General features: G+C 63.8%; 14 protein-coding genes and 1 pseudogene. 6 read left to right on the forward strand and 9 right to left on the reverse strand.

Annotated elements, in window-relative coordinates; translation table 11 throughout:
* Window positions 1–162: 162 nt before the first annotated feature.
* From E3T40_RS03945 to E3T40_RS03955, 4 genes are all read right to left on the reverse strand, one after another.
* Window positions 163–747: a chlorite dismutase family protein gene (locus E3T40_RS03945; RefSeq protein WP_104100427.1), complete on the reverse strand. Its 585-nt coding sequence runs from the start codon at window positions 745–747 to the stop codon at window positions 163–165.
* A gap of 79 nt (window positions 748–826) precedes the next feature.
* Entirely contained in the window at window positions 827–1,123 is a 297-nt protein-coding gene (locus E3T40_RS16270) for a hypothetical protein (RefSeq protein WP_166786569.1), read from the reverse strand.
* Window positions 1,120–1,413: a hypothetical protein gene (locus E3T40_RS03950; protein ID WP_134542715.1), complete on the reverse strand. Its 294-nt coding sequence runs from the start codon at window positions 1,411–1,413 to the stop codon at window positions 1,120–1,122. The genes E3T40_RS16270 and E3T40_RS03950 overlap by 4 nt, the downstream gene beginning before the upstream one ends.
* 45 nt (window positions 1,414–1,458) lie before the next feature.
* Window positions 1,459–2,034 (reverse strand): helix-turn-helix domain-containing protein, encoded by a 576-nt coding sequence (locus E3T40_RS03955; RefSeq protein ID WP_198411922.1) that lies wholly within the window; start codon window positions 2,032–2,034, stop codon window positions 1,459–1,461.
* A gap of 230 nt (window positions 2,035–2,264) precedes the next feature.
* On the opposite strand from E3T40_RS03955, the gene E3T40_RS03960 reads away from it, so the two are divergent.
* Together E3T40_RS03960 and E3T40_RS03965 are read left to right on the forward strand one after the other, a co-directional pair.
* Window positions 2,265–4,166 carry an ABC transporter ATP-binding protein gene (locus E3T40_RS03960; RefSeq protein ID WP_134542717.1) on the forward strand — a complete coding sequence of 634 codons (1,902 nt, stop codon included), beginning with the start codon at window positions 2,265–2,267 and terminating at the stop codon, window positions 4,164–4,166.
* 237 nt (window positions 4,167–4,403) lie between these two features.
* On the forward strand, window positions 4,404–6,128 hold the full coding sequence (locus E3T40_RS03965; RefSeq protein ID WP_198411923.1) for a formate--tetrahydrofolate ligase: 1,725 nt from the start codon (window positions 4,404–4,406) through the stop codon (window positions 6,126–6,128).
* A 75-nt stretch (window positions 6,129–6,203) separates the two neighbouring features.
* On the opposite strand, the gene E3T40_RS03970 is transcribed toward E3T40_RS03965, so the two are convergent.
* The 4 genes from E3T40_RS03970 to E3T40_RS03985 all read right to left on the reverse strand — a co-directional run bounded on the left by E3T40_RS03970 (window position 6,204) and on the right by E3T40_RS03985 (window position 8,796).
* The gene (locus E3T40_RS03970; protein ID WP_134542718.1) at window positions 6,204–7,499 is read right to left on the reverse strand and encodes a hypothetical protein; all 1,296 of its coding nucleotides are present in this window, start codon (window positions 7,497–7,499) and stop codon (window positions 6,204–6,206) included.
* Between the two features lie 68 nt (window positions 7,500–7,567).
* Window positions 7,568–7,801, reverse strand: coding sequence for an RNA polymerase sigma factor (locus tag E3T40_RS16910; RefSeq protein ID WP_241981664.1), 234 nt, complete (start codon window positions 7,799–7,801; stop codon window positions 7,568–7,570).
* 87 nt (window positions 7,802–7,888) lie between these two features.
* Entirely contained in the window at window positions 7,889–8,089 is a 201-nt protein-coding gene (locus E3T40_RS16915) for a sigma factor (protein ID WP_241981665.1), read from the reverse strand.
* A gap of 476 nt (window positions 8,090–8,565) precedes the next feature.
* On the reverse strand, window positions 8,566–8,796 hold the full coding sequence (locus E3T40_RS03985; RefSeq protein ID WP_134542719.1) for a helix-turn-helix domain-containing protein: 231 nt from the start codon (window positions 8,794–8,796) through the stop codon (window positions 8,566–8,568).
* A gap of 710 nt (window positions 8,797–9,506) precedes the next feature.
* On the opposite strand from E3T40_RS03985, the gene E3T40_RS03990 reads away from it, so the two are divergent.
* Window positions 9,507–9,953 carry a hypothetical protein gene (locus E3T40_RS03990; RefSeq protein WP_134542720.1) on the forward strand — a complete coding sequence of 149 codons (447 nt, stop codon included), beginning with the start codon at window positions 9,507–9,509 and terminating at the stop codon, window positions 9,951–9,953.
* A gap of 69 nt (window positions 9,954–10,022) precedes the next feature.
* Window positions 10,023–11,189 (forward strand): patatin-like phospholipase family protein, encoded by a 1,167-nt coding sequence (locus tag E3T40_RS03995; protein ID WP_255453793.1) that lies wholly within the window; start codon window positions 10,023–10,025, stop codon window positions 11,187–11,189.
* A 161-nt stretch (window positions 11,190–11,350) separates the two neighbouring features.
* Here the strand turns inward: E3T40_RS03995 and E3T40_RS16920 are convergent.
* Window positions 11,351–11,485, reverse strand: a pseudogene (locus E3T40_RS16920) (IS3 family transposase); the annotation flags it as partial.
* A gap of 414 nt (window positions 11,486–11,899) precedes the next feature.
* Here E3T40_RS16920 and E3T40_RS04000 point away from each other — a divergent pair.
* Both E3T40_RS04000 and E3T40_RS04005 read left to right on the forward strand, forming a co-directional pair.
* Entirely contained in the window at window positions 11,900–13,123 is a 1,224-nt protein-coding gene (locus E3T40_RS04000) for a toll/interleukin-1 receptor domain-containing protein (RefSeq protein WP_134542721.1), read from the forward strand.
* A gap of 55 nt (window positions 13,124–13,178) precedes the next feature.
* On the forward strand, window positions 13,179–15,527 hold the full coding sequence (locus E3T40_RS04005; RefSeq protein WP_166786570.1) for a tetratricopeptide repeat protein: 2,349 nt from the start codon (window positions 13,179–13,181) through the stop codon (window positions 15,525–15,527).
* Window positions 15,528–15,530: the final 3 nt, after the last annotated feature.

Genomic DNA, 15,530 nt, shown 5'->3' on the forward strand with positions numbered 1-15,530 from the left:
ACCGCCCGCAGCCCCGCCGGCTCCAGAACGGGGACCGTCCCGGAGCAACTAGCGACCCACCAACGCCCCAGCCACCGGACACCACGCCAAGGCCAGAACCGGAGGGACATTCTCGCCCGTTGCTCATCATCTGCGGTAAACTGACCGGCGTCGGGGCGCTCGTCACTGCGAACCGAGCGACAAGCGCACCTCGACCTCGCGTTCGACGAAGATCCATTCCTCGGTGCTCCGCAACTCATCGAGCAGCTCGTCGAAATCCGCGACACTTTCGGGCGCGTACTCAAACCAGGTCAAAAAATCGAACGGCCCACCCCCATCACGGCTGTGATGGAGCCGCCGGGCCACAGCTGGCAGCGAGTTCATGGAACGTCGGATGTGGTGACTGGTTTCCTCGAAAATCTGCCGGCGTTCGTCTTGGGCCAGTTCCCACCACTCCTTTGACTTGGTGATGGGGATAAAGGAGGCGACGGTCGCGCCGGGTCGGCCCAGAGCCGGTGACCGCGCCGTCAGCTCGGCCAGTTCGGCAGCGGTCGTGTAACGCTGATGACTAACGGTGCCGCGCAGGGTCCACCCCGGGGCGTCCGTGGCCGATGACCCCGACAACCATGATTCATCCTCTGCCGCTCCTTCACGAATCAGCAGACGCGCGGCGGCGGGGAGCCCGTCACCGGTCACCGCGATGATGCGATCAATACGCCACTGGCCAGCATCGCCTGCAGTGAAAGTGACGGGTAGGGCGTCGGTCATTGGAACTCCTGACGGTATCAGCGACTTCGACGCTAACATCATCTTGAGAACCGCCCCAGCAGGCTCTGATGGCGTGCGATCAGGCATCCTCAGGTCGACGCCCCAGCGTCAGCCCAAAAAGGTTCGGCCGCCAGATCTGGGCCCGGCGTTCATCATGGTTGACGGTGACCAGCTCAGCCCGGTCGATTGCTTGGTTGGATCCTCGGGCTTCCAGGGGGGTGCCTCCTGTGACTCCTCGTCGTGCTGCGGCCTTCTCACCGACGTGCTCTGCGATGAGGACGTCGATGGTGGCATCGCCGCGGGTCCACCGGTGCTGATGGCCCTCTGGGCTTTCACCGGCGGACTCGAAGCCGACGTCAACGGGAGCTTTAGTCAAACGATGCCGTCCTCATCGTCAATTGTCTCCCACTCAACGACGCGGCCGAGGGTCGGGACGGCGTCGGCCTTCGTGACCTCGAAGTTCAGCCACTTCGCGTCCCACCCATGCTTCAGTGCGACTCGTTCGGCGGCGGCAGCGACGGAATCGTCCGAGCCGGGGCGGACGTGAAGGACATCCAGGTCCTGCGTGGTCACCCGATCGAAGTAGCACAGGGCGAGTGCCGCACCGCCCACGAGCCGGATGCCGGCCACCTCACCCCAAATTACGAAGCTCGGCGACGAGATCACGGAGGCCGATGATGATCGCGTTGCGGTCCAGCGCGGTGCCGGACATCAGACGCTCGCGAAGGTATCTGCCCAGGCAAGAACGCCGCGTTCGGCGAACTCGTTCGGCACGTCATCACGTTCGGGCGCGGGGTCGGCCGGGTCGACCCGAAACACGACAGGTTCGGTCAGTGCGCGATCGGGGTTGTTGACCCATCCAGGCAGCGGGATGTTCTCTTGATTGAGTCGCCATGCCACGAGAGCCGCGATGGCGGCATCCCACATATGATCGCCGGTGGGTTCCGGCTCCGTCAGCCCAAGGATTCCTCGAACGAGTCCGTGTTCGGCGATGAGATTATCGTTCAACTGAAGCAAAGCCCGGAGCGCGCGGTCTGTATCCTTCGCTCGAAGATACTCTCTGATCGCCTCTGCGGAGCTGGCAGCGTCATCACGACGAGTGGGAGCGGCATACAGTCGGTGTCCGGCGCCGGCGAGCAGCCGATCGACCGTACTGTAGGCAGCATCCCGTCCACGCTCATGATGGGAGACGCTGGCTTGGTCAATGCCGGTTAGCTCTGCGAGTCTCGCCTGAGTGAGGTGTTTGCTCCGGCGAGCGGCGCGGACGAGAGTAGATGAAGCTGCCACAATCGTCTCCTCCTTATTTCCAATATGACTTGTGCATCATATTCTAGTGCGCACTCGATGCAACCCGTGCCTGAGGGTGCTTCTAACCCGGAGCCAGCGCACAGTCGTGGAATGACCGCGAACCCGACGCCGTCCTGACCGGCGCACCGCGCGTCACCTCGGCAGCCGCGTCGCAAAGCTCGGGCAAGTCGCCATCTAAACTGAGCTTGGTGCCCACGGAAGGAACCTCAATGAGCATGGAAGGCGCGGCCTGGAGCTCGCTACACAAGATCTCGACCGCCAGGGACGGCAAGCACGGCTTCTCCCGTGAGTCCGTGCGGCGGATCATGACGTTCGCGGTGCCCTACCGGTCCAAGCTGCTGATCTTCATCGCCCTCTCCATCGTGGGAGCTTTCCTCGCGGTCGCGACGCCGGTACTCGCCGGCCAGGTGGTCGACGTCATCGTCGCCCAGGGCGAGGTCACCACGATCGTTTGGCTCGCCGTCGTCATCGCCCTCGTGGCCGTGGCCGACGCCGCCGTGTCACTCGTGACGCGCTGGTACTCGGCGCGGATCGGCGAAGGCGTGATTTTGGACCTCCGCACCTCCGTCTTCAACCACGTGCAGAAGATGCCGATCGCGTTCTTCACCCGCACGCGGACGGGCGCCCTCGTGAGCCGCCTCAACAACGATGTGATCGGCGCCCAGCAGGCCTTCAGCGGCACGCTGTCCGGCGTGGTTACGAACCTCGTGGCGCTGATCCTCACCCTGATCGTCATGCTCAGCACGTCCTGGCTCGTGACGGTTCTCGCCGTGATCATGCTCCCCATCTTCCTGGTACCCGCGCGCCGCATGGGCAGCCGCCTCGCCGCGCTGCGCCGCGAGGCCGCCGATCACAATTCCGCCATGAGCACGCAGATGACCGAGCGCTTCTCGGCGCCCGGCGCCACCCTCGTCAAGCTGTTCGGCCGGCCCGACGAGGAGGCCGAGGAGTTCCGCGTCCGCGCCGCCCGCGTCCGCGACATCGGGGTCCGGACCGCGATGCTGCAGTTCGTCTTCTTCACCGCACTGATGCTCGTCTCCGCTCTCGCCCTCGCGCTCGTGTACGGGCTCGGCGGCTCCCTCGCACTCGCCGGCCAGCTGAATACCGGTGACGTGGTCACCCTGGCGCTCCTCCTTACCCGCCTCTACGCGCCGCTCACCAGCCTCGCAAACGCACGGGTGGAGATCATGAGCGCGGTGGTCAGCTTCGAGCGCGTCTTCGAGGTGCTGGACCTCGACCCGCTCATCAAGGAGAAACCCGACGCCGTCGCCGTCCCCGAAGGCCCAGTGGCCGTCGAGTTCGACAACGTCCGCTTCGCCTACCCGTCCGCGGACAAAGTCTCCCTCGCCTCTCTCGAGGAGGTTGCCACGCTAGACACCCGAGGCGGCGAGGAGGTGCTGCACGGCGTGTCCTTCAGGATCGAGCCGGGGCAGACCGTTGCCCTCGTTGGTACGTCCGGTGCCGGCAAGTCCACAATTGCGCAGCTCCTCTCGCGCCTATATGACGTCGACAGCGGCGCCGTGCGCCTCGCGGGGACGGATGTCCGCGATGTCACTTTCGTCTCCATGCGAAACACCCTGGGCATGGTGACGCAGGACGGCCACCTGTTCCACGAGACCATCCTCTCCAATCTGCGCCTCGCGAGGCCGGAGGCGTCCGATGACGAGGTGTGGGACGCCGTCCGCCGTGCGCGGCTCGAGCCGCTCATCCGGTCCCTGCCGGACCAGCTGGACACCATGGTGGGAGAGCGTGGCTACCGGCTGTCCGGGGGTGAGCGCCAGCGGATGACCATCGCGAGGCTCCTGCTCGCCCAGCCGCGCGTCGTCATCCTCGACGAGGCGACGGCGGCGCTGGACTCGACGTCTGAGGCCGCCGTGCAGGCGGCGCTCAGCGAGGCGCTCAAGGGACGGACGGCGATGGTGATCGCACACCGCCTCTCCACCATCCGCAGCGCGGACCTGATCCTCGTGGTTGAGGACGGCTCGATCGTGGAGCGCGGTACGCACGAGGAACTGCTGGCTGTGGGTGGGCGGTACGAGGAATTGCACCGGACCCAGTTCGCCGTGCAGAAGAATGTTGCGGCCGATGAGGAAGCGCTGAGCCGGACCTAGTCGCTGAGCTCGGTACCCCTGCCCCGAGCGCCTCGGAAAGTCGTCTCATCACGTTTCGTTTAATGGGGACTGATGACGACTTGATTGACTCTGACGAGCTCCAACGAGTCAACTGGACCCGGGGCAGTACCGCACGCCCCATTCGAACTGCTCCACGCCATGCCGGCACGAGCCCGTGGCCTGACAGTACGCTTGGGTCACCAGGCCCCAGAGGCGCTGAGGCGCTGAGGAGGCACCATGTTCAAGCCATCTCGATCAATCACCACGGCCATGCCGTCGGATCTCGCTATCTCGCGCGCTGCGGCCCGTCGCCCGCTTGAAGAGGTTGCAGCCGACATGGGCATCGGTCCACACCTGCTGGAACCGCACGGAAGTGCGGCGTCGAAGATCTCCCTCGATGCGATCGATGAGCTCCGTGACCGTCCACGGGCCAAGTATGTCGTCGTAACCGCAATCACGCCGACTCCACTCGGGTCGGGCAAGACGACCACCGCGGTCGGGCTCGGTCAGGGCTTCCGGCACATCGACAAGCTCGGGATCGTCGCGATACGGCAGCCGTCGATGGGGCCGACGTTCGGCATCAAGGGCGGAGCCGCTGGTGGCGGCTACGCTCAGGTGGTCCCGATGGAGGCACTGAACCTGCACCTGACCGGCGACACGCACGCCGTTACCGCGGCCCACAATCTATTGTCGGCGATGATCGGCAACCACATCCACAAGGGAAACCGTCTCGGGTTCGACCCCCATGAGATCACCTGGCGACGTGTCCTCGACGTCAACGATCGCGAGCTGCGCACCATCATCACCGGGCTCGGCGGTCCTGACGACGGCAATCCGTTCCAATCCGGTTTCGACATCTCCGCAGCCAGCGAGGTGATGGCGTTGTTGTCGCTGTGCACGTCGTTGCGGGATCTCCGTGAACGGATGGGAAGAATCGTCGTCGGCTACAACCGCGGCGGCGAACCGGTGACCGCCGAGATGCTCAAGGCGGCCGGCGCCATGACCGCGATACTCAAGGACGCCATCAAGCCGAACCTGATGCAGACCGTGGAGCAGACGCCAGTGCTCGTCCACAGCGGTCCGTTCGGGAACATCGCCACCGGTAACTCCTCGGTCGTCGCCGATCTGATCGGCATCCATGCCGGCGACTACCTCATCACCGAGGCGGGGTTCGGTGCAGACATCGGCGCGGAAAAGTTCTTCAATATCAAGTGCCGTGCCTCCGGGCTGGCGCCGGATGCCGCCGTCATCGTCGCGACCGTGCGTGACCTGAAAACTCACTCAAACAAGTACCGGGTCGTCGCCGGCCGACCGCTGCCACCGGAGATGCTCGCCGAGAATCCCGACGACGTCATCGCCGGGGCAGCGAACCTGCGCCGGCAGATCGCCAACATCCGACGGCACGGAGTGACGCCGGTCATTGCGGTGAACGCATTTCCCACCGACTACGACAGTGAGCATCAAGCGATCATGGACGTCGCGGCAGAGGAAGGTGTGCGCGCGGCGATCAGCTACCACTTCACCGAAGGCGGCAGGGGTGCGGTCGAGCTGGCCGAGGCGGTTGCGGAGGCCTGCGCTGAACCGTCGAGCTTCCACCGGCTCTATCCCGACGAACTTCCCTTGGTCGACAAGATCGATGTGATCGCGCGCGAGATGTATGGCGCCGACGGCTTGGACCTCTCGCCTCTGGCAGCTCGGCAACTCGACAAGTACGAGCGGGCAGGCTTCGGCAGCCTGCCGGTTTGCATCGCCAAGACACACCTGTCCCTGTCGGCCGACCCCAAAATCAAGGGAGCACCCACCGGGTGGCGACTGCCAGTGCGTGAGGTGCGTGCGTCGATCGGGGCCGGGTTCATCTATCCCATCTGCGGCGACATGCGCACCATGCCTGGTCTCTCGTCCGCACCGGCAGCCGAACGCATCGACATCGACGACAACGGCGAGATCGTCGGGTTGTCCTGATCGGCGGACCCGGCCGGGCACGTCGGGCTTCTCGATGAAGCCTTCCCCGCCCACGAACCGGCAGTGAACGATGGTCTAAAAAGCCCGGACGTCGAGCATCGATTCCTCGACGGCGAGAACCGACCAGGTGCCGCCCTCGGCATCCGTGAACGCGTACGCGGGGACCACCAGGACGCTCCCGTCCGGCTGCCACTGGCTGGCGAGACCGAGCTGTGCGCTGACGATCTCAACCTTGTTCACGGGCCATGAGACCGAGGTACCGGCGACTGGTGTCCCGGGCGGCTCCATCGGCGCCACCCACTCCTCGGTCGTCAACGCCTGATCACGGAGGGCCATCGGCAGAACCGTCGGTGCTCCGCTGAACCGCGGGTCTGAGAGTCGTTCGAAGCCCTCTTGCTCACTTACCACCGGGTACATCCCCAGAGCAACGACGTCGGCGAGGGCACCATTGGCGGAGACGACACCATCTTCTGCCATCTCCAATGACCAACCTTGGTCGAGCTGCTGCCCGTCGATGACCGGTTTTGCCTCGGCGGCTCGCGTGGGAGAGCCTTCCCACACCTGAGAGGTAAATTCGAACGCGGCAGGGTCCCGGCCGGCGGCGACGAGGAGCGCGCGAAGTGCTCCGATCGCAGCGTCTTCGCTGGGCGGCTCGCCGGTCGGCTCGCAGACCTGATCACCCTCGCACTGCCACGGGTTCACCTCCGGGTTCTGGAAGTAGAAGGACAGCATGCCGTCGAGACTCACTGACAGGCTCGGGGCGCTGCCGTCCTGCGGGCCGGCGACCCAGCTGCCATCGCGCAGTTCGACTGGTAACCCGATGCCGAGCGCCGCGGCGAGCGCGGTGACCTTGTCTGAGCTGGATGCCGAACGGGGGTCGTAGGCGTAGGCCTGAGCTGTGCCCGCCTGTGTGCCAAGACTGGACGCGCTGAAGGCGTTCCGGCCGGATCCGTAGGGGTAGGTCAAGGGAGACATCTTCTGGTCGGTAGCGGCGCCAGAGCCCACGGCTGGCTCTATTCCGCCTTGCGTGACGCTTTCGGGGCCCCCGTTGGACTGCAGAGTGATGGGCGGTGCAGCGCCGTCGGCGAGGCTCATTGGCCCGCCTGTGGTCGCTCCGATCCCGTATCCCGCGCCACCCACGATCGCAATCGACGCCGCGACCGCGACGAACGGGAGCCAGCGTGGCCGTCGGCTTGCTCGTGCCTGGGCCAGGTCGGCCGCGGGTGCCGATCCGGCCATCGGTTCAGCCTCAGAACCGGTCATCCGAGCGACGACCTCGTCGGCGAACCCGGCACGCGCCTCGACATCCCCCGCTGGGTCGGCGGCACGCAGCCGGGCAACCAGGTCTCGTTGTTTGTCGTCGTCGTTCATATCGATCAGCCTCCGGAATTTCGGTTCACCTGTTATATGTGCGGGGCGTGCCGAATCTTGCAGAAGCCCTAGAACGACATCCGCTCGCCCCAGGCTTCTCGCAATCGCTTACGCGCGCGCGACAGCGCGGCGTCCGCCCCGGATCGGGAGATACCGAGCACCTCGGCGAGCTCGGCTCCGTCGAGACCCTCCCACGCGTGGAGGAGAAGGATCTGCCGGTCGCGCTCCCCCACGCTTGCAAGCGCGCCGCGGAGTTCCGCATCGAACAGGAGGTTCAACTCCGGATCGCCGTCGACTCGCACTACGCCCGACTCGGGCACCTCGTCGACGGGAAGATCGATGTGCTTCCTGCGCGAATTCGCGAGCGTGAATCCCGCCGTGCGATACAGCTACGGCAGCACCGCCTCCCGTGGCAGGTCATTGCGGCGTCGCCAAGCCGTCGCGAAGACCTCAGCGGCCAGGTCCTCGGCATCCTGACGCGGTCCGCGGCGGGCGAAGTAGCGCACGAGCGCAGTCGAGTGCGCCCGGACGATCACGGTGAACCAGTCGACGTCGGCCGCCGTCTTGGGCGGGTCCGCGCTGTCAGGCATCGCCGCTCCCTCGCTCATGTCGGCGGTGGCTGGGGTGTTGGCGATCCTCACATACTAAATATGTCGCTTCCGCCGTAAGTCTTGCACGCAGCGCCCCGAATTTTCGGAGGTCGCGTCACCATCCTGCTGACGAACTTCAACCCCCGCAAAAATCCCGCTCACAATTCAAGAATCGCGACCGAAACCGGACGCGAGAACTCCTTAAACCAGAAATCGCTCCTGACAAGTCTCAGGAGCGATTTCTTCTTGTTTCGACCGGACCGTTTCGTGAAGAGTTTCGCAAACGGCCCCTTGGTCCAAGTTTGGTCTTGAGCGCGCGCTAAGCCGCCTTCGCCGTGCCGGCAGTGGCCTGTACGAGCCGGGTCTTGCCATCCCAATCCCGGTAGGCAGCTCGCGCAGTAACACGTCCGCTCGCCGCGGAAAAGTACCCCAGCTCTCCGAACGTGCCGATGGACAGCCGTGGCCGGCTCATCGGACTACCGCCCGTCGGACGAGAGCGACTCGCGCTGCTGCTCGACCCAGATCCGCACGTCCGACGCCGCGAACTTCAAATGCTTGCCGAAGCGGTACGCAGTCGGCCCTTTGCCGTTGGTGTGCCAGTCGTACACGGTCGAGACCGGCACACCGAGATAGGCGGCCAGGTCCCCCACGTCGAGCAAGGGCTCCAGGCCCCCCGGGTTGCCAGTGATCGATTCGTTTTTGCTCATGCTCAGGAGGTGCGCCCGGGCGGACCTGCCGACCGGCAGTAACCAGAACAACCTTGTACCCGCCGGAGGACTGAAAGAGAGCAGCCCGTTCGCGCAGGGGTTTCCATAGGTTTTCTGTAGGTCGTACACGTGCGTTGAACCTCAAAGTCCCGGAAACCTTGCGGTTTCCGGGACTATTTGTTGCGGGGACAGGATTTGAACCTGCGACTCTGGTTCGAGTCAAACCACCGCACATCTGATCGCCAAGGGACACCCCCAATCCACTCGTAGCCCAACATGTTCGACCCCTCCTGTCCGTCGGGCGCTGAGCATTCATTGCTTCAGTCCGGCCGCGGCCGTCCATGGGCATCCTGGTGGCGACCTGCGCACCTTCTGGGCACGAGCGCAAACCTGTTCACGTCACGGCAAAGGAGCACATGATGAGCACAACAATCGATACCGGCCAGCAGGTCGGCATTCTCACCATGGACCAAGCTGCGGCGTGCCTCTCAATTCCGAGGCGACCTTGTACACGTGGCGGACCAGACTTGATCGGGCATCGGAAGACTGTAGGCGGAAGCGGCGGCGCATTCGGCTTCTTGACGCGCGCCAGTCAGCGGTGCAGAGTTTAAAGCATGGTTCAGCGAGCGCGGGCTGTCGTCGTGAGCGGCCACATGGTTGATAGAGCCGGCCGGCCGCAGCCGCGCTTTCCGCCCGAGCAGGTGCCGCGCGTGGCCGCAGAGGTGCGCGACCAGCTTGAACGCTGGGGCGTCGGTCCCGGAACGACGCTGCTTACGGGCGGTGCTCGCGGTGCCGATATCATTGCCGCTGAGGCGGCGCTGGAGCGCGGTGCGTCGGTCCGCCTAGTGCTGGCACGCGACCCCGGCGATTTCGTGTCGGACTCCGTTTCACTCCCGCAGACAGACTGGGAGGAGAGGTTCCACGCGCTAGTCGATCGGGTTGACGTAGAGATCGTCGGCGGCTCCGATGATGAGGTGTACGAGCGGACGAACGAGCGCATCATTGAGCGAGCATGCGACGTCGACGATCACCCGCTCGCCCTGATCGTGTGGAATGGCGAGGAGGGCGACGGGCCCGGCGGCACGAGCGACTTCGTTGCCCGCCTGGCGCGCGTCTCGGGCAAGGACCACGTCGTCGTGATCGACCCAACACCGTAGCCGTCCTCCACCGATTGACGGCTTGACCCACCCGTGCTTGGCTCGGGACATCGACCCCGGGAGGCCAGCGTGTCTGTCAAGACTGTCTTGGAACGAAGTGGACCTCGGAAGCTGCTCGCGCTCGACGGTGGCGGCATACGCGGCTTGATCACCATCGAGGTGTTGGGCGAGATCGAGGATCAGCTGCGGGGCGACCGTGGCGATGAGTTCCGGCTCTCAGACGAGTTCGACTACATTGCCGGGACCAGCACCGGGGCCATCATCGCCACATGCCTCTCGCTCGGAATGAGCGTCGCCGAGATCCGTGCCTTTTACCGCGACAGCGGCACCGCGATGTTCGACAAGGCGACTCTCCTACGCCGCTTCCACACGAAGTTCGAGGACGAAAAGCTCGCCGCAAAACTCAAGGAGGTCATCGGCGCGGACACCACCTTGGGGACGGATCGGCTCAAGACGCTGCTGCTGATCGTCATGCGTAACGCGACGACCGACTCGCCGTGGCCGCTATCGAACAACCCGCACGCCAAGTACAACCTTGAGCACCGGAGCCGGGACGGGCTCGCTTGCAACCTCGATCTCCTTCTCTGGCAGCTGGTTCGCGCGAGCACTGCCGCGCCGACCTACTTTCCGCCCGAGGTGATCCAGGCCGGCGGACCGGGGGCTTTCCTGATGGTCGACGGGGGTGTGACCATGTACAATAACCCCGCGTTCCTGGTCTTCCTGATGGCCACGGTCGAGCCGTACAACTTGCGCTGGACGGCTCGCCAAGACCAGATGCTCGTCGTATCGATCGGCACCGGCACGAGCCCGAAGGCCAACCAGGATCTCGCACCCGAGGACATGAATCTCATCTACAACGCGAGCTCCATACCGTCGGCGCTGATGTTCGCCGCGCTTAACGAGCAGGATTTCTTGTGCCGGGTGTTCGGGGAGTGTCGGCACGGCGAGGAGCTCGACCGTGAGGTCGGCACCTTGATCGACAAGCGGGGCCCCGCCGACCCGAAGCTATTCACCTATGTCCGGTACGACGCCGAGCTCTCCGCTGAGTGGCTGGGGGGCCACAGCCTCGGCCACATCGACCCGCGTGACGTCCAACGCCTCGATTCCACGAGCCATATGGACGAGCTCCAACGGGTGGGTCGCAAGGTAGCGCAGCAGGTCCGGCGCGAGCACTTCGACGGCTTCCTCAGGACAGCCCCTGCTTCGCGGCCGCCGACACCGGCAACCCAGCTTTGAGAAGAAGTTGGTGTGCGTGATCTGCACTGCTTGAACACCGGAATGCAGTGGGCACTTCCCGATGAGCGAGGCCGCTGCGGCTGGCCACAGACCGCCGACGAGTTCCCACAAACGACCGAGGCGACTGCCCCGAGTTCAGTTGACTCGAGGGGCGAGTGGTTTCAGGCAGTTTTGAGGGCCGTGTTTACTGTCTCAAACCCGATCCGGGTGAGCTTGCCGAGGCGGCGTTGCCGCCGCCGGCGGTGGTAGGTCCGCTCAATCCAGACGACCATCGCCAGGTGCGGTTCCTCTCGGGTCACCCGCTGAGAGAGACAGCAACTTCGTATACTTCTTGAGATGGTCTGAATCCCTATCGGGGTCGGCCTCGAACACCGCGACGAGGGTTGTCTACTCCCCATTTTTGCCAAACGTCAAATCGCGTTCTCGTGAGTAACCCTGACGGTTGTCGAACCCGGTGAGGCGTATCCGCGCGCTCGCACCGAAGATGATTCTGCACGTGCAGTAGACCCCGGAGCCTCAACCATGAGCCTCAAAGACGCCCGTCGGCGTCTGGTTGCGTGACAGGACAAGGCACGAACGCGGGTCGCACCGTCAGTGTGAGGAATACGCACAAGTCTCCGTCTCTACTTCGTCGACATGCCCGGAGTCGACTCAAACCCGGCTCTGAGTGAGTTGATCACTATGGGGACGATACGTGCCAGAATGCGGGTGTGAACAGAGGTGACTCTTCTGAGGTGACCGGTTCCGTTGAGCGCACTGCGATGGCGCAGCGAACGACGCCTCAGCGGGCGCCTTTGCGTGTCTTTTGTTCCTACGCGCATAAGGACTATAAGTTCTCGAGCGAACTTCACATCGCTCTGTCGGGGTTGCGCCGACTCGGCCTCATTGAGACATGGGACGACGAAAACATCAAGGCAGGCGACGACTGGGACTCCATGATCAGGGCAGAACTCGAGAGGGCCGACGTCATCATCTTTTTGGTCAGCTATGAATGCTGCGAATCTGACTACGTGATGGACGTCGAGTTTCAGCGCGCAGAGGAGAGACTCACGCAGGGTCTGACAATCATCCCCCTTGTGGTTACCGAGGTCGACTACCCGGGGACACCCTTCAAGCGGATCGAGGGCCTTCTGAAGGTTGACAAGTGCCTTCGCCCGATAGATACCTGGAAAAGACGCAGGGAAGCCTACAGCCGCGTGGCACAGGAAATACGAAGAATCGCCGAGACCGAACCAGTTGCGACGACGACCAAATACCTCGAAAGCGCAGGCCGACCAACTTCACCCCCACACGTAATTGGAGCACCGGAACGGCGCGAAGTTGTCGTGGGGCGCATGCATGCGATCGGGTCCCTAGCCTCCAAGCTCGTGAGCGACCGCTCGGTAGCGCTCGTGGGGAGTGGAGGGGTTGGGAAGACAACCGTAGCGCTGGAGTACACGTGGCAGTACGCATCGAGGTACAACTTCGTCGCGTGGCTTCGAGCTGAGAACTCGATGACACTAGGGTCGGATTGCGCCAGGATGGCGATGCACCTGGGGCTCGCCCCCTCAGATGACGCTGACGGCCACGCGGGCTTACGGCAGTGGCTAGAAACCAATGAAGGCTGGCTATTGGTTTTTGACAATGCCACCGACGTAGATGACGTCCGGGGGTGCCTTCCCGCCAAGCTCAGCGGCAGTGTCATCATCACGTCGCGAAAGCACGGATGGACAGAGGTGGCCACAGAGATGGATGTGGATCGTCTCTCGCCCGACCACGCGGCCGAGTTGCTGATGAAGTTGACGGGCGACGATGATGCCGCTGCGGCCGCCGACCTCGCGGACCTGCTGGAGGGCCGACCCCTTGCCCTGCAGGATACCGCGGCTGCGGTGAAGCATCAGGGCGATTCCCTGCGCGCCTTCCTCCGTGAGTATAGGTCTCGGTTGGCGCGATGAGCATTGACGAATTCAAGTACTTGCGCGAATCGGGTTTGTCATGAGTCTTGCATCGATGGATGACCTTCGCGTCATCCGCGTGACCACAGACATCGCCATCGAACAGATTGAGCGAGAGTCGCCCCCCTCTGTGCTCCTGTTGTTCCTCTGCGCGTTCTTGGGGCCTGAGGACATTCCACGGCGGCTTCTATTGCGCGGGGCTAATGCAGTACCAGAAGGTTATCGCGGCCCGATTGCCAACTCCCGCGCGTTGATCACGGCCGTCGCTGCACTCGATCGTTACCAATTGCTGGAGGGCGACGGGAATGCTCTAGGAATCCACCGCGTACGTCAGGCAGCAATCCGTGAGCGCCTAAGTCCTCGGGAGCGGCAGGCTTGGGCAGCTGCCGCGGCGCAGATCGTACTGCATTCGTTCCCCCCGGTACCCGAGCCGACCGAGACTTGGCCCTGGGCCGGTCGGCTGCTGCCACACGCCGCCCGCGTGATCGATCATCTTGAGACCCTCGATATCGAGCCGCTCATGGCCATTGAATTGCGGTTGAGAACGGGGCGCTATCTGACCTACCAGGGCAAGCTTCAGGCCGCCGAATTGACCCTTTCGGTCGCACTGAAACGCGTCTCTGAGGTCGCGGGAGGCGGTCCCTTGCACGCGACGGTACTCAATCAACTCGCTGTCGTCGAACGCGAGCTAGGCAAGTTCAATCGCGCCAAGCTCAAGGCGAGCCAGGCACTAGAGCTGCACCAACTGCACCGAGAATCGCTTGGGGGTTCACTGCCGCTTCTTGAGCACCGCGCTGTCGAGTCCCTTGCCGCCCATGACGCTGCGCGCGCGACGACCGCGCGTTTGGCCCCCGACGCCAATGTTGCCGACGACCTACGCAATCTCGGAACGATTGCGCACCGGCAGGGCGACTTCGAGTTGAGCGCGCGTCACTACCGTGAGGCAGTAGAGATCCTCACCGAGCTCAACGGGCCCGACGACATCACGCTCACCCCGATCCTTGACAGCGCAGTCGAGCTTCTGCTCGAGGTTGAGCGCTGGCAGGACGCAGCCGAGCTCCTCGAGCGCACGCTCACGATCCGGGAGTTGAACGACCGCGGGAAATCCCCCGAGTCGACGATCAATCGCTTCTTTCTCAAGGTGCTTAAAGGCTCTGAAGGCGCACCTGAGAGTGCGATCGAACTTACTGCATACCTTGAGGGCGAATACGGTCCGCTGCATCCTGCGGTCGCCTCGGGCCAGCTCCTCGTGGGCGTTTTTCTGAGGCGGCTCGGCGACTTCGAAGCCGCGCGCTTGCGCCTCACTCGCGGCATCGAAATTTATGAAGCGAACTACGGCCCCCGGCACTACCGGGTTGCTGAGGGGCTTATCAGTCTCGTTGGGCTGGCGGTCGCGGAGGGCGACATCCCGCAGGCCGAGCGTCGACTGCGCGAAGTGATTGCGGTAGTCATGGCGGCGCCGCCCGCCGAGCGAGAGGCGGCACTGCGGCTTTCGGGACTCGGCTTCGAGCTGACAGAGGCGGCTGCAGCAGATCGGTCGCGACGGTTCGTGCGAGCGGCGGTCGACGTTGTCTCCGATGCCGCGGACGGCGATCCGGCGGTCGTCAACGCGACCCGCAACATGGCAGTCCGAGCGCAACGCAGTTGCGGGGATTCGTTGATCCGAAACGGACGGCGACTGGAGGCGGCCTCGGAGTATGCGTACGGCCTGGAATTGGCCCGGCTTACGACGGAGACCCCGCTTGACGACGCAGAATTCCTCGTTCGTTTGGGATTCTTGGCAGCAATGGAAACCGACGCAGCGATGGCCAAAGAACATTTCCGGGAGTCCCTGGAGTGCATGATGGCTGGCCGGATCCGCTCGTCTATCTGGGGGCTGGTTGAAGAATGCGGGTCTGTAGCCAGCCTTACGGGCAGTTCCGACGAAGTGCGCAAGATCCTCAATGAACTTTTCGACGAAGTGAAGGAGGCGGGTGGAATGACTGAATTTCGTGGTGAGATCATCGCTTTGGTTCCCGATGGTTGGTTAGTGAAGGAATCGACAACACTTTTATCACCTGACGGTAGGTCAAACATCATCGCTTCTAGCGAGCCATTGGACTCATCCATCGACACGGATCAGTACGCAGATATTCAGGGCGACCTCCTCGACAAGGAATTCCCCGAGTATGAGGAGAAGTCATTTGAGCGGGTGGCGGTGCTGGGTAACCGCGACGGGTACTTGCGAACATTCGAGTGGACGCCGCCAGACGGAGTGCGCGTCGCTCAAGCACAACTTTATTACGCCGAGCTTGGGCGCGGGTATACCGCAACCGCAACAACTACCGCGGAGAATCTCAAGTCAGTCGAACTGATACTTCTGGAGGTGTTGCGAAATCTTCGACTGTCACGCCCCTCTCCTTAGCGT

This window comes from Cryobacterium sp. TMT1-19 (assembly GCF_004403055.1).
Taxonomy (GTDB): domain Bacteria; phylum Actinomycetota; class Actinomycetes; order Actinomycetales; family Microbacteriaceae; genus Cryobacterium; species Cryobacterium sandaracinum.

Bases quoted from the DNA above. Each gene is read 5' to 3' on its own strand.
- E3T40_RS03985 (WP_134542719.1), bottom strand. From the start codon at position 8,796: ATGAGCAAAAACGAATCGATCACTGGCAACCCGGGGGGCCTGGAGCCC.
- E3T40_RS03960 (WP_134542717.1), top strand. From the start codon at position 2,265: ATGAGCATGGAAGGCGCGGCCTGGAGCTCGCTACACAAGATCTCGACC.
- E3T40_RS04005 (WP_166786570.1), top strand. From the start codon at position 13,179: ATGGATGACCTTCGCGTCATCCGCGTGACCACAGACATCGCCATCGAA.
- E3T40_RS16915 (WP_241981665.1), bottom strand. From the start codon at position 8,089: ATGCCTGACAGCGCGGACCCGCCCAAGACGGCGGCCGACGTCGACTGG.
- E3T40_RS03945 (WP_104100427.1), bottom strand. From the start codon at position 747: ATGACCGACGCCCTACCCGTCACTTTCACTGCAGGCGATGCTGGCCAG.
- E3T40_RS03965 (WP_198411923.1), top strand. From the start codon at position 4,404: ATGTTCAAGCCATCTCGATCAATCACCACGGCCATGCCGTCGGATCTC.
- E3T40_RS03970 (WP_134542718.1), bottom strand. From the start codon at position 7,499: ATGAACGACGACGACAAACAACGAGACCTGGTTGCCCGGCTGCGTGCC.